At 66.5% G+C, this 12,698-nt stretch carries 10 protein-coding genes; 9 read left to right on the forward strand and 1 reads right to left on the reverse strand.

Going from position 1 to position 12,698, the window contains the following annotated elements; all coding sequences use genetic code 11:
• Positions 1-678 precede the first annotated feature (678 nt).
• From pqqA to ACFPU0_RS24905, 9 genes are all read left to right on the forward strand, one after another.
• A complete protein-coding gene (pqqA, locus tag ACFPU0_RS24865; protein WP_072432761.1) occupies positions 679-750 on the forward strand; it encodes a pyrroloquinoline quinone precursor peptide PqqA in 72 nt (23 codons plus the stop codon).
• 49 nt (positions 751-799) lie between these two features.
• A complete protein-coding gene (pqqB, locus tag ACFPU0_RS24870; protein WP_377695962.1) occupies positions 800-1,714 on the forward strand; it encodes a pyrroloquinoline quinone biosynthesis protein PqqB in 915 nt (304 codons plus the stop codon).
• A gap of 11 nt (positions 1,715-1,725) precedes the next feature.
• Positions 1,726-2,478 carry a pyrroloquinoline-quinone synthase PqqC gene (gene pqqC, locus ACFPU0_RS24875; RefSeq protein WP_377695963.1) on the forward strand — a complete coding sequence of 251 codons (753 nt, stop codon included), beginning with the start codon at positions 1,726-1,728 and terminating at the stop codon, positions 2,476-2,478.
• Positions 2,475-2,756, forward strand: coding sequence for a pyrroloquinoline quinone biosynthesis peptide chaperone PqqD (gene pqqD, locus ACFPU0_RS24880; RefSeq protein WP_377695964.1), 282 nt, complete (start codon positions 2,475-2,477; stop codon positions 2,754-2,756). The genes pqqC and pqqD overlap by 4 nt, the downstream gene beginning before the upstream one ends.
• On the forward strand, positions 2,725-3,876 hold the full coding sequence (gene pqqE, locus ACFPU0_RS24885) for a pyrroloquinoline quinone biosynthesis protein PqqE (protein ID WP_377695965.1): 1,152 nt from the start codon (positions 2,725-2,727) through the stop codon (positions 3,874-3,876). The genes pqqD and pqqE overlap by 32 nt, the downstream gene beginning before the upstream one ends.
• Positions 3,842-5,692: a prolyl oligopeptidase family serine peptidase gene (locus ACFPU0_RS24890; protein WP_377695966.1), complete on the forward strand. Its 1,851-nt coding sequence runs from the start codon at positions 3,842-3,844 to the stop codon at positions 5,690-5,692. Before pqqE ends, ACFPU0_RS24890 begins: the two co-directional genes overlap by 35 nt.
• A gap of 203 nt (positions 5,693-5,895) precedes the next feature.
• Complete coding sequence (gene ercA, locus ACFPU0_RS24895) at positions 5,896-7,059, forward strand: alcohol dehydrogenase-like regulatory protein ErcA (RefSeq protein WP_377695967.1); 1,164 nt, start codon at positions 5,896-5,898, stop codon at positions 7,057-7,059.
• The gene (locus ACFPU0_RS24900; protein WP_377695968.1) at positions 7,043-8,737 is read left to right on the forward strand and encodes a NahK/ErcS family hybrid sensor histidine kinase/response regulator; all 1,695 of its coding nucleotides are present in this window, start codon (positions 7,043-7,045) and stop codon (positions 8,735-8,737) included. The genes ercA and ACFPU0_RS24900 overlap by 17 nt, the downstream gene beginning before the upstream one ends.
• Positions 8,738-9,409: 672 nt before the next feature.
• The gene (locus ACFPU0_RS24905) at positions 9,410-11,176 is read left to right on the forward strand and encodes an ABC transporter ATP-binding protein/permease (RefSeq protein WP_377695969.1); all 1,767 of its coding nucleotides are present in this window, start codon (positions 9,410-9,412) and stop codon (positions 11,174-11,176) included.
• On the opposite strand, the gene ACFPU0_RS24910 is transcribed toward ACFPU0_RS24905, so the two are convergent.
• Positions 11,162-12,289 (reverse strand): glycoside hydrolase family 5 protein, encoded by a 1,128-nt coding sequence (locus ACFPU0_RS24910; protein ID WP_377695970.1) that lies wholly within the window; start codon positions 12,287-12,289, stop codon positions 11,162-11,164. The genes ACFPU0_RS24905 and ACFPU0_RS24910 overlap by 15 nt on opposite strands.
• Between the last annotated feature and the right edge of the window lie 409 nt (positions 12,290-12,698).

Raw genomic sequence — 12,698 nt, forward strand, 5'->3', positions numbered from 1 at the left:
TGTCGACTCGTGTGGCGCGCTGGACGGCCGCCACACGCCCTTTGCCGATGGCGTCCTGTCAGCGGGAACTGCGCACCCCATCCCATGCCCTGCAGGGCTTTATCGCAACGCGGCCTCGGCCGCGTTTTTCTTTGCTGCAGAAACGAGCCCCAGGCACACACCCTGTAGGGGCGAATTCATTTGAGCTTGGGAAACCACGTCCTTAGGGTGCGCTGTGCGCACCGGCGGTTTGACGTGGTGCCGAAGCCGATCCCGGAATCGGTGCGCGCAGCGCACCCTAGGGTCCAGGCCAGGCGAAAGGGGGCGGCCTTGTGCACGGGGGAGGATTCGCCCCCTTCCAGGGGGCCAAGAGCAAGTCCACGTTCTACGAACGTGGATGTTTACTTGTAGGGGCGAATTCATTCGCCAAGCAGCCCGCAGGGCTGCCCAGTGGACTCCGAGCAGGCTACTTACCCTCTCCCCAGCCCTCTCCCTGAAGGGAGAGGAGGGCCGTTCGCGCGAGGCCCCCGGTTCTGCATACCCCTGTAGGAGCGAATTCATTCGCGATTGCAGGCCACGGGCCGGACCCTACCAAATCACGAGCGAATCTCCTCCGAAAGTACCATTCGCCCCCCCTCCGGCCAGGTGCTTAACTGGACTCGCCGGAATCCTCCGGCGCCATAACAAGAGGATTGCTCCATGTGGACTAAACCCGCCTTCACCGATCTGCGCATTGGTTTCGAAGTGACCCTGTACTTCGCCAACCGCTGATCCGCATCGCCCCGGCCCCGTGCCGGGGCCCCCGCCCAGGGCTTATCCCATGCACATCCAGATTCTCGGCTCGGCCGCCGGTGGCGGCTTCCCCCAGTGGAACTGCAACTGCCGCAACTGCCGCGGCGTGCGCAGCGGCAAGCTGCGCGCCCAGCCACGGACCCAGTCCTCCATCGCCCTCAGCGCCAACGGCGTCGACTGGGTGCTGTGCAACGCCTCCCCGGATATCCGTGCCCAGCTCGAAGCCTTCCCGCCACTGCAGCCGGCGCGCCGCGTGCGCGATACCGGCATTGCCGCGATCATCCTGCTGGACAGCCAGATCGATCATGTCACCGGCCTGCTCAGCCTGCGCGAGGGCTGTCCGCACCAGGTCTGGTGCACCGAAATGGTCCACCAGGATCTGACCCGCGGCTTTCCGCTGTTCACCATGCTCCAGCACTGGAACGGCGGCCTGATCTGGAACCCTATCGACCTGGCCAGCCCGGCCTTCGAGATTCCCGCCTGCGAAGGCCTGCGCTTCACCGCCATCCCCCTGCGCAGCAGTGCGCCGCCTTACTCGCCGCATCGCGGCAATCCGCATCCGGGCGACAATATCGGCCTGTTCATCGAGGACCTGGAAACCGGCGGCCGGCTGTTCTACGCCCCCGGCCTCGGCCAGGTGGATGACGCGCTGCTCGACTGGATGCGCGGCGCCGACTGCCTGCTGGTGGATGGCACCCTCTGGCGCGACGACGAAATGCGCCACTGCGAGGTGGGCGACAAGCTGGGGAGCGAGATGGGCCACCTGCCGCAGAGCGGCCCCGGCGGGATGATCGAGGTGCTCGACGGCCTCGAGGGCCCGCGCAAGGTGCTCATCCACATCAACAACACCAACCCGATCCTCGACGTCGATTCCGCCGAGCGCGCCGAACTGGGCCGCCACGGCATCGAAGTGGCCTGGGATGGCATGAGCATCGAGTTGTAACGGAGCCCGAAATGAGCCAGAACGCCATGACTCCCGTGGAATTCGAGCAGGCCCTGCGCGCCAAGGGCGCCTGCTACCACATCCACCATCCCTATCACCGCGCGATGTACGAGGGCCGCGCCAGCCGCGCGCAGATCCAGGGCTGGGTGGCCAACCGCTTCTACTACCAGGTGAGCATCCCGCTGAAGGACGCCGCCATCCTCGCCAACTGCCCGGACCGCGACACCCGCCGCGAGTGGATCCAGCGCATCCAGGACCACGACGGCGCCCCCGGCGAAGAGGGCGGCATCGAGGCCTGGCTGCGCCTGGCCGAGGCGGTAGGCCTGGACCGCGAGCAGGTGCTGTCCCAGGAGCTGGTATTGCCGGGAGTGCGCTTCGCGGTGGACGCCTACGTCAACTTCGCCCGCCGCGCCAGTTGGCAGGAGGCGGCCAGCAGCTCGCTCACCGAGCTGTTCGCCCCGCAGATCCACCAGTCGCGGCTGGACGCCTGGCCGCAGCACTACCCCTGGATCGACTCGGCCGGCTACGACTACTTCAGGAAGCGCCTGAAGGAGGCGCGCCGCGATGTCGAGCACGGTCTGCGCATCACCCTGGCGCACTACCGCACCTGGGCGGCCCAGCAGCGCATGCTGGAGATCCTGCAATTCAAGCTGGACGTGCTCTGGAGCATGCTCGACGCCATGAGCCTGGCCTACGAGCTGGACCGTCCGCCCTATCACACGGTAACCCGCGAGCGGGTCTGGCATCGGGGGATCGCCCTATGAGTGACTTCGATCGGCATCAGGTGCCCAACCTGCGCCGGGGCTTCCGCCTGCAATGGGAGCCAGCCCAGGGCTGTCATGTGCTGCTCTATCCGGAAGGCATGGTGCGGCTGAACGAGAGTGCCGGGGAAATCCTCCGGCTGGTGGATGGCCAGCGTTCGGTGGCGCAGATCATTTTCGACCTGCGCCGGCGCTTCCCCGACGTGCCTGGCCTGGACGAAGACATCCTGGCGTTCATCGAGGTGGCCCATGCCCAGTTCTGGTTGCAACTCGAAGCCTGAAAACCAGCCGGGGCCGCCGTTCTGGCTGCTGGCCGAGCTGACCTACCGCTGCCCGCTGCAGTGTCCCTACTGCTCCAACCCGCTGGATTTCGCCCAGCAGGGCACGGAGCTCAGCACCGCCCAGTGGATCGAGGTGTTCCGCCAGGCCCGTGGACTGGGCGCCGCCCAGCTGGGCTTTTCCGGCGGCGAACCGCTGGTGCGTCAGGACCTCGAGGAACTGATCCGCGCCGCCCGCGAGCTGGGTTACTACACAAACCTGATCACCTCCGGCATCGGCCTCACCGAAGCGCGCATGGCGGCGTTCAAGGAGGCCGGGCTGGACCATATCCAGATCAGCTTCCAGGCCGCCGACGAAGAGGTGAACAACCTGCTGGCCGGATCCGGCAAGGCCTTCGCCCAGAAGCTGGCCATGGCCCGCGCGGTAAAGGCGCAGGGCTATCCGATGGTGCTGAACTTCGTCACCCATCGGCACAACATCGACCGCATCGACCGCATCATCGAGCTGTGCCTGGAACTGGAAGCCGATTTCGTCGAACTCGCCACCTGCCAGTTCTACGGCTGGGCCGAGCTGAACCGCGCCGGGCTGCTGCCGACCCGCGCGCAACTCGAACGCGCCGAGCGCATCACCAATGAGTATCGGGCCAGGCTGGCGGCCGAAGGGCACCCCTGCAAGCTGATCTTCGTCACCCCGGACTACTACGAGGAGCGACCCAAGGCCTGCATGAACGGCTGGGGCAGCCTGTTCCTCGACATCACCCCGGACGGCACCGCCTTGCCCTGCCACAGCGCGCGCCAGCTGCCGGTGCAGTTCCCCAACGTGAAGGAGCACAGCCTCAAGCACATCTGGTACGACTCCTTCGGTTTCAACCGATTCCGCGGCTATGACTGGATGCCCGAGCCGTGCCGCTCCTGCGACGAGAAGGAGCGGGACTTCGGCGGCTGCCGCTGCCAGGCCTTCCTGCTCACCGGCGATGCCAGCAACGCCGACCCGGTCTGCGCCAAGTCCCACCACCACGGCAAGATACTGGCGGCACGGGAAGAGGCGGAGCAGGCTCCCGAGTCCCTGGAGCAACTGACCTACCGCAATGAGCGTGCCTCGAAAATCATCTGCCGCGCCTGAAACCCGGGCCTTCGGCTTCTGGGACAGCCCCTGGAGCGCGGAGCGTGCCGTCGCCGCCAGCCGCGACTTCGCCGAGCTGCGTTGCGGCCCGGCCGGGCTGTTCTGGACCCTGTTCGATCCCGCCGACGGCCGTACCACCTTGTGGCAATGGCATGACGCCGCGGCCCGCTGCCTGACACCCGCCGGTTTCTCGCTGCGCAGCCGGGTCTACGAGTACGGCGGCGGTGCCTTCTGCCTGGTCGACGCTGGCGTGGTGTTCGTCAACGAGGCGGACCAGCAGCTCTACTTCCAGCCCTGGTCCGGCGTGCCGGGCGCCCTGACCCGCAATAGCCGCTGCCGTTATGGCGATCTCTGGCCATCGGGACCGGTGGTGCTGGCGGTGGAGGAGGAGCAGGGTGACCACCGGCTGGTTTCCATAGCCCTTGAGGATGGCCAGAGCCAGGTGTTGGCCGAGGGCGCCGACTTCTACGCCGCGCCGCGCATCAGCCCGGATGGCCGGACCCTGGCCTGGATCGAGTGGAGCCGGCCGGCGCAGCCCTGGACGGAAACGCGGCTCTGCCTGCGCCGGCTTCAGGATGGGGCCTGGGGGACGCTTGAAATCATCGCGGGCGGGGAGGGCGGCGAGTCCCTGCAGCAGCCACGCTTCGATGCCGAGGGGCGCCTGCATTGCCTCAGCGACCGCAATGGCTGGTGGCAACCCTGGTGCTTGCAGGCGGATGGCCTGCGGCCCCTGCCTGCCAGGCAGGCGGACCACGCGTCGGCCCCCTGGCAGCTGGGCACCAGCAATCACCTGCCGGAGGCCGGCTTGCGCACCTGGCTGGAGAACGGCCAAGGCTATCTGGCCGATACCGCCGGCGAACCCTTGGCCACCGGCTATAGCCGCTTTCGCCAGCTGGCGGCGGATGCCGGGTGCTACTACTGCATTGCCGCCGGCCCGGAAAACAGCAGCGCCGTGCTGGCCATCGACCGTACCAGCGGCGCCGTACGGGTTCTGGCGGGCGGTGGCACGGGGCTGCCGCCGGAGGAGATCTCCCGGCCGAGGCCGCTGCGTTTTGCCGTGGGGGCCGGGGAGTGGGCCAATGCCTTTTTCTATCCGCCCTGCAACGGCGTCTACCGGGCTCCGGAAGGCCAGCGTCCACCCCTGCTGGTGTTCTGCCATGGCGGGCCCACATCCGCCTGCCAGCCGGTGCTGGACCCGCGCATCCAGTTCTGGACCCAGCGCGGGTTCGCCGTGGCCGACCTGGATTACCGGGGCAGCAGCGGCTATGGCCGCGCCTACCGGCAGCGGCTCGCCGGTGGCTGGGGCGAGCTGGATGTGGAAGATGCCAAGGCCTTGCTCCTGCATCTCGGCGAACTGGGATGGGTGGACCCGGCCAGGGCCTTCATCCGTGGCTCCAGCGCCGGTGGCTTTACCACCCTGCTGGCGCTGGTGGGGGATACGCCCTTTGCCGGCGGTGCCAGCCAATACGGGGTCAGCGATCCGCTGGTGCTGCGGGAGAAGACCCACAAGTTCGAGGCCGACTACCTGGACTGGCTGATCGGCGACCCCGAGCGGGACGCTGCCCGCTACCGGCAACGCACGCCGGTGCTGCGGGCAGGGGAGATAGGCGCGCCGCTGATCTTCTTCCAGGGCGGGCAGGACGTGGTGGTGGTCCCCGAACAGACCGCCAGCATGGTGGCCGCCTTGCGCGAGGCCGGGCAGCGGGTGGAGTGCCATGTCTACCCCGAAGAGGGGCATGGCTTCCGCCAGGCCGCCAACCTCGCCCATGCCCTGGAGGCGGAGCTGGGGTTCTATCGGGAGGTGATAAGCCTGTAGGGGCGAATTCATTCGCCAAGCAGACCGCAGGTCTGCCCATGGGCGTTGGGGGCAGCTGCGCCGCCCTTGGCGAATGAATTCGCCCCTACAACCTGGGCCGATAGCTCCAGTATCGGAAAGCCCCCCAAGGTCTGATTGAAATGACCTGCGAATGCAGTAGGCTGGGTCCTACTCACCCCATAACTACAAAAAAGAGCCGTTTGATGCGTCACGATATCAGCTCGCTTCGCAAGTTCGTTTCTCCCGAGATCATTTTCGGCGCCGGTTGCCGGCACAATGTCGGCAACTACGCCAGCACCTTCGGCGCGCGCAAGGTGCTGGTGGTGTCCGACCCCGGCGTGCAGGCCGCCGGCTGGGTCGCCGACGTGGAGGCCAGCCTCCAGGCCCAGGGTATCGATTACTGCCTCTACACCCAGGTATCGCCCAACCCCCGGGTGGAGGAGGTGATGCAGGGGGCCGAGTTCTACCGCAGCATGGGCTGCAACGTGATAGTCGCCGTTGGGGGCGGCAGCCCCATGGATTGCGCCAAGGGCATCGGCATAGTCGCCGCCCACGGCCGCAGCATCCTGGAATTCGAAGGGGTGGATACCCTCAGCGTGCCCAGCCCGCCGCTGATCCTGATCCCCACCACCGCCGGCACCTCGGCGGACGTTTCACAGTTCGTGATCATCTCCAACCAGCAGGAGCGGATGAAGTTCTCCATCGTCAGCAAGGCGGTGGTGCCGGACGTGTCGCTGATCGACCCGGAAACCACCCTGAGCATGGACCCCTTCCTGTCCGCCTGTACCGGCATCGACGCCCTGGTCCACGCCATCGAGGCTTTCGTCTCCACCGGCCACGGACCGCTCACCGACCCCCATGCGCTGGAGGCCATGCGCCTGATCAATGGCAACCTGGTGGCGATGATCGCCACTCCCCATGACATCGCCCTGCGCGAGAAGATCATGCTGGGCAGCATGCAGGCCGGGCTGGCCTTCTCCAATGCCATCCTCGGTGCCGTGCACGCCATGTCCCACAGCCTCGGCGGCTTCCTCGACCTGCCCCATGGCCTGTGCAACGCGGTGCTGGTGGAGCACGTGGTGGCCTTCAACTACAGCGCCGCGCCGGAGCGCTTCAAGGTGATCGCCGAAACCTTCGGCATCGACTGCCGGGGCCTGACCCAGAACCAGCTGCGCCAGCGCCTGGTGGAGCACCTGGTGACCCTCAAGCACGCGGTGGGCTTCCACGAGACCCTGCGCCTGCACGGCGTCGGCACTTCGGATATTCCTTTCCTCTCGCGTCACGCCATGGACGACCCCTGCATCCTCACCAACCCGCGCGAGTCCAGCCAGCGGGATGTCGAGGTGGTCTATGCCGAGGCCCTCTGACGAGCAGCGCGAGGCCCTGACCGGGCTGCTCGGCCTGGGCAGCCATTCGGCGCGCAAGAGCCACTACCCCGAGCTGCTGGCGCGGCTGGAGGAGCTGGAGACCGAGCGCAACCGCTACAAGTGGCTGTTCGAGCACGCCGTGCATGGCATCTTCCAGGCCAGCCTGCAGCAGGGCGTGCGCGCCGCCAACCCGGCCCTGGCGCGGATGCTCGGCTACGACTCGCCCCAGGACTGCCTCTGGAGCCTCACGGACCTCGCCAGCCACCTGTTCGCCGGTGGCGCCGCCGAGCTGGTGGAGATTCGCCGCCTGCTGCAGCGCGAGGGGGGGCTGTTCGGCTACGAGACGCGCCTGGTGCGCAAGGATGGCAGCCATGTCGATGTACTGATGAACCTGCTGCTCAAGCCCGATGAAGAGGGGCTGGTGGAGGGCTTCGTCGCCGACATCACCGAGCGCATCCTGGCCCAGCAGCGTCTGCAGACCCTCAATGACGAACTGGAAAAACGCGTGATGGAGCGCACCTGCGAGCTGCAGGCGCTGAACGAGCAGCTGCGCGAGGCGCGGGACGCCGCCGAGTCCGCCAACCTCAGCAAGGACAAGTACCTGGCAGCCGCCAGCCACGACTTGCTGCAACCGCTGAATGCCGCCCGTCTGCTGGTATCCACCCTGCGCGAGCGCGCGCTGCCGGCCGCGGAGCAGCAACTGGTGGAACGTACCCACCAGGCCCTGGAAGGGGCCGAGGACCTGCTCACCGACCTGCTGGATATTTCCAAGCTGGACCAGAGCGCGATCAAGCCGGATCTGGATGTCTATCGGCTGGACGAGGTGCTCGGTCCCCTGGCCTCGGAATTCGAGAGCGTCGCCGAGGCCGCCGGCTTGGGCCTGCGGGTGCGCATCCCGGACATGAGCATCAGCACCGACTTCCGCCTGCTGACGCGTATCCTGCGCAACTTCCTCAGCAACGCCTGCCGCTACACCGAGCACGGGCGCATCCTGCTCGGCGTGCGCCGGCGCGGAGCCCGGCTGCGGCTGGAGGTCTGGGACAGCGGGCGGGGGATTCCGGCGGATAAGCTGGAAGCGATCTTTCTCGAATTCAACCAGCTGGACGTGGGCCGCGCGGCGGAACGCAAGGGTGTGGGCCTGGGGCTGGCGATAGTCGATCGGATCGCCAGCATGCTGGATTACCGGGTCGAGGTGCGCTCGCAACTGGGACGCGGCTCGGTGTTCAGCATCGAGGTACCCCTGGCGGATACGCTGCCGCCGGTGAGGCCCAACGTCGAGGCGCGACCGGTCACCGGCGACCCGCTGCCGGGCCAGCGCCTGCTGGTGGTGGATAACGAACCGGGCATCCTCGAGAGCATGTCGGCGCTGCTCGGCCAGTGGGGCTGCCAGGTGCTCACCGCCACCGACCTCGATGGCGCCCTGATGGTGCTTCAGGGCCGGGCGCCGGACCTGCTGCTGGTGGACTACCACCTGGACCACGACATGCTCGGCTGCGAGGTGATCCGCACCCTGCGCCAGCACTTCGCGCAAAAGCTGCCCGCGGTGGTCATCACCGCCGACCGCAGCGACCAGTGCCGCCGCGACCTGCTGAACCTCGGCATACCGCTGCTGAACAAACCGGTGAAACCCGGCAAGCTGCGGGCGGTGCTGAGCCAGTTGATCGGCAAGGCGGACTGAAGGCCGGCGCTGCCGCATGAGCGATCGATCGGGCCGTCGGTCTGCGCATCGGATGGCGCGGTGGTGGCACAACGGAACCCGCCGCAAGTCGCCCCCTATCCGCTGGCGGGCGCGGGTGGTCACCGTTTCGACGCCGTCAGCGTCCGCCTGGTCGCTCAGGCTCTGCCGCAATCGCTGTCCGCCGAACCTGCTCAACGGTAGCAATCAGCAGTGCCGTTCGAGCTCCGTGTGCTTGAATGTAGATATCCGGTGCAGACCGGCGCTGAGTCCAGCGAGCCGCACAACTATCATCATCGGCCATCGTTGGCTCACACCTACCGCCGCTGCGCCGCGCGGAAAATCCTGACGGGACGGGAAGAGTTCCGCAGGCTATAGACAACGCGCTCCCCGGAGTACGTTGATAACTAGGGCTTCGACCTTGCGCAGTAGGGGGTCGGATGATGTATCTGCCAATAGAAATGGCGGGAGCGCATACCCGCCTGTTGCGGGGAGAATTCTGCGTTGCGCATCGGCGCGGGGTTCGCTTGCAGCGTTTCACCGATCGTGGGAATCACGGGGCGCGTGCCCTGCGGGAGGGGTTTCTGTCCGTTGGCCAAGCCAATGATTCTGCCGCGCCACTCCTGCGCCTGGGTGAGCTACGTCCCCCGCTGATGCCACGAGGCCGCGCTTAAAATGGCCCGGCCGCCAGACGTTCGGCAACCGCCGAAACTGCACTGGCAGTTCCTGCGGCTGGTGATGCCGTACTGGAATTCCGCGGAGAAGTGGAAGGTACGCGGTTTCACCCTGGTGCTGCTGTTGCTCACCCTGGCCCAGGTCGCGCTGGTGATCTGGATGAATTACTGGAACCGCGCGCTTTTCGATGCCCTGGAGGCCAGGTCGCCGGACCGCCTATGGGTGCAGGTCGGCACGTTCGTCGTGATCCTGCTGCTGACCGTGGGCGTCACGGCGATGCACATGAAGGTCAAGCGCTGGCTGCAGCTGGACTGGCGCCGCTGGCTGACGGCCAAGGTCGTCGACAAGTGGCTGGCGCGCGGCCGCCACTATCAGTTGCAACTGACCGAGGGCGAGCACGACAACCCGGACGGTCGTATCGCCGAAGACATCCACGTGGTGACCGAAAGCACCATTGCCCTGACCCACTCGCTGGTCTACTCGCTGCTGATCTTCGGCAGCTTCGCCGACATCCTGCTGACGGTCACCGGCAGCGTGAACTTTCCCGGCACCGCCCTGCTGGTGCCGGGCTACATGGTGATCCTGGCGCTTGCCTATGCCGCGGCCGGCACGCTGTTCGGCCTGCTGCTCGGGCGGCCGCTGATCAAGGCCACCAACAGGCTGCAGACCGCGGAGGCGAACTTCCGCTTCGGGCTGGCCCATGCCCGGGAAAGCTCCGAGTCGATCGCGCTGATGCAGGGCGAGGATGCCGAGCGCAGGAGTTCGACGGCCCATTTCACCGAACTGGGCCGGCGCTGGTATCGGCAGACGCTCGCCTATCTCGGCATCGTGTCGTTCTCGTCCGGCTACGGCGTGCTGCTGCCGGTATTCCCGATCCTGGTCATGGCGCCCCAGTTCATTGCCGGCGCCATGACCCTGGGCGTGTTGATGCAGGCCGCGCAGGCCTTCCAGCAGCTGACCTCGGCGCTCTCCTGGCCGATCGACAACCTCGCCGAACTCGCGCGTTGCCGGGCGTCGGCCGACCGGGTGATGAGTCTCTACAACGACCTGCTGCGCATCGAAGAGCAGGCGGCCGAGCCGCAGGCCCATCGCATCGCCCTGGCGCAGTCGAACAAGGCGGAACTGGTGTTGCGCGATCTGTGCATCGCCAACCCCGACGGACAGGTCCTGATCGAGGGACTCAACGTGGTGATCCAGCCGGGCGAGCGGGTGCTGATTTCCGGCGATCCGACGATCACCATCGGCCTGTTCAAGGTGCTCGCAGGCATGTGGCCGTGGGGCCATGGCGAAGTCCGGCTGCCGGCGGACACGGCGATCTGCTTCCTGCCCCAGCGACCCTTCCTGCCGGTCGGCAGCCTGGGCATGGCGCTGAGCTATCCGTTGCCTGCCGGTACCTTCGCCGCCGCGGCCATGCAGCATGCCCTGGAGTGCGCCGGGATCGCCTGGCTGGCGGCGCGCCTGGACGAGGTGGATAACTGGCAGAGCGTGTTGCCGCTGCGCGCGCAGCAACGGCTGGGGATCGCCCGGTTGTTCCTGCAGCAGCCCGCCTGGGTGTTCATCGAAGAGGCGGCCAGTGCCTACGAGACCAAGGGCGAGGAATACCTGATGGACCTGCTGCACCGCGAACTGCCCGAGGCGACGCTGATGGCCATCAGCTTCCAGGCCGGCCTCGACCGGCACTACCAGCGCAGGCTCCTGCTCAATCACCTGCCGCAGGAGCAGTTCGTCGGCTACGGCACGCCCCTTCGTGCCCTAAGAAAAAGTTGAGGGCAACCAGCCGCGCTGGACGCATTCGCGGAAACACCAGGCCGGCGTGGTTTCGGTCTTGTAGCTCCAGAAGAACCAGCCCAGGTATTTCTCGAAGGTCAGCAACTGGGCGGCGGCATAGCCGCGATAGGCGATGTTCCGCTGCACGTCGTCCATGTGTTCCAGGGCGTGGTTGAAGGGGCCTTCGGCCCATAGCGAGACCACCTTGAGGTCGAGGCCCAGGCTCCACTCGCCGCAATAGGCCGGCAACCCCAATTGCCCGATGATCGCATCGGCTTCGGCTTTCCATTGGCCGCTGGCCTTGTGGATGTGGGTGTAGATGTCGCTGTCGATGTCGACGCGCTCGAAGCACTGGTAGCGATGGAGGTCGAAGACCACGTTGGCGAATTCCGGAGCCTGCATGAAGCCCAGGTACTCCTCGAAGGAGCGGAAACCGTCATGGAAGACCACGCTGACCCGCTCCGGTGCGCAGTGGCGGCGAATGCGCTGGTAGGCGTCGAGGTTGTAGCTCTTGAGGTAGTCGGTGGGGACATCCCAGCGCGGCTCGTTGAGCACCTCGATGGCATGCAGGTTGGGGTGGTCGTGGTAACGCTCGGCCAGGCGCTCCAGCACGCTCAGCGAGTGCTCGCGGTATTGCGCATCGGTGTGCCATTGGCAGACATCCTTGATCCCGCCGTTATCGAAGCCGTTCTGGCAGCCGGGCGCGGCGTGCAGGTCGAGGACGACCCGCAGCTGGAATTCGGCCGCCCAGGCGAAGGCGCGGTCGAGTACCTCGATCCCGCCCTCGACGAAGGGATGGCGGCTTTCGCCGTACTTGGGGTGATAAGGGTAATCCGGGCCGAAGATCCAGTGGCCGAGGGGAATGCGCACGGCATTGATGCCGTGCTCGTGCAACCAGGCGAAATCCTCGCGGGTGATGAAGCTGTTCCAGTGTCGCCGCAGCCTTTGCGTGGCACCGGCGCCCATCTCGGCGCACCAGGTGGTTTCATCCGTGGCCTGCAATCCCTCGAACAGGCTGGGGGTCATCCACTTCTCCAGAACCAGCCAGCCGCCGAGATTCACCCCGCGCAATTTCATGCCGGGGTTCTGCTGAACGGGAATCTGCTGCTCCATGGTTGTACTCCTGTGATCGGTAAGCACTGCATGAAGTACGAAGACAGAATCATTCCAGGCTCCGAGAAATGCCGGCCTGTTTCGGCCAATCCCTTATTGTGCTGCTCCTTTCCCGAGCCTCTGGAATTCTTCCGGTTTGCCTGTGCAAGCCTAGGTCATGGGCGGGCGGCTGCCAGGCGTGTTCGTGATGAAGCGGCGCGGTGCTGTGTGAGCGAATTCATTCGCGAGGCGGGCTGGCAGGGTGTGCCACATGCACCATCGGTTGGACGCGGCGTAGGGTGGAAATCGCTTTTTATTTCCACCATGCGGCGTCCGGCAGTACCGCGAATGGTGGACCGGTGAAGCGTGGTCCACCCTACGACCCTCCGTGGGATGTGGCGGGCGGCGTTCCGCTAGAGCGGAGCGAAAC

This window comes from Pseudomonas sp. GCM10022186 (assembly GCF_042656385.1).
Lineage (GTDB): Bacteria > Pseudomonadota > Gammaproteobacteria > Pseudomonadales > Pseudomonadaceae > Metapseudomonas.

Coding starts and splice junctions, on each gene's coding strand:
- pqqE (WP_377695965.1), top strand. CDS start 2,725: ATGCCCAGTTCTGGTTGCAACTCGAAGCCTGAAAACCAGCCGGGGCCG.
- ACFPU0_RS24905 (WP_377695969.1), top strand. CDS start 9,410: ATGGCCCGGCCGCCAGACGTTCGGCAACCGCCGAAACTGCACTGGCAG.
- ACFPU0_RS24910 (WP_377695970.1), bottom strand. CDS start 12,289: ATGGAGCAGCAGATTCCCGTTCAGCAGAACCCCGGCATGAAATTGCGC.
- ACFPU0_RS24900 (WP_377695968.1), top strand. CDS start 7,043: ATGCCGAGGCCCTCTGACGAGCAGCGCGAGGCCCTGACCGGGCTGCTC.
- ACFPU0_RS24890 (WP_377695966.1), top strand. CDS start 3,842: ATGAGCGTGCCTCGAAAATCATCTGCCGCGCCTGAAACCCGGGCCTTC.
- pqqC (WP_377695963.1), top strand. CDS start 1,726: ATGAGCCAGAACGCCATGACTCCCGTGGAATTCGAGCAGGCCCTGCGC.
- pqqB (WP_377695962.1), top strand. CDS start 800: ATGCACATCCAGATTCTCGGCTCGGCCGCCGGTGGCGGCTTCCCCCAG.
- pqqD (WP_377695964.1), top strand. CDS start 2,475: ATGAGTGACTTCGATCGGCATCAGGTGCCCAACCTGCGCCGGGGCTTC.
- ercA (WP_377695967.1), top strand. CDS start 5,896: ATGCGTCACGATATCAGCTCGCTTCGCAAGTTCGTTTCTCCCGAGATC.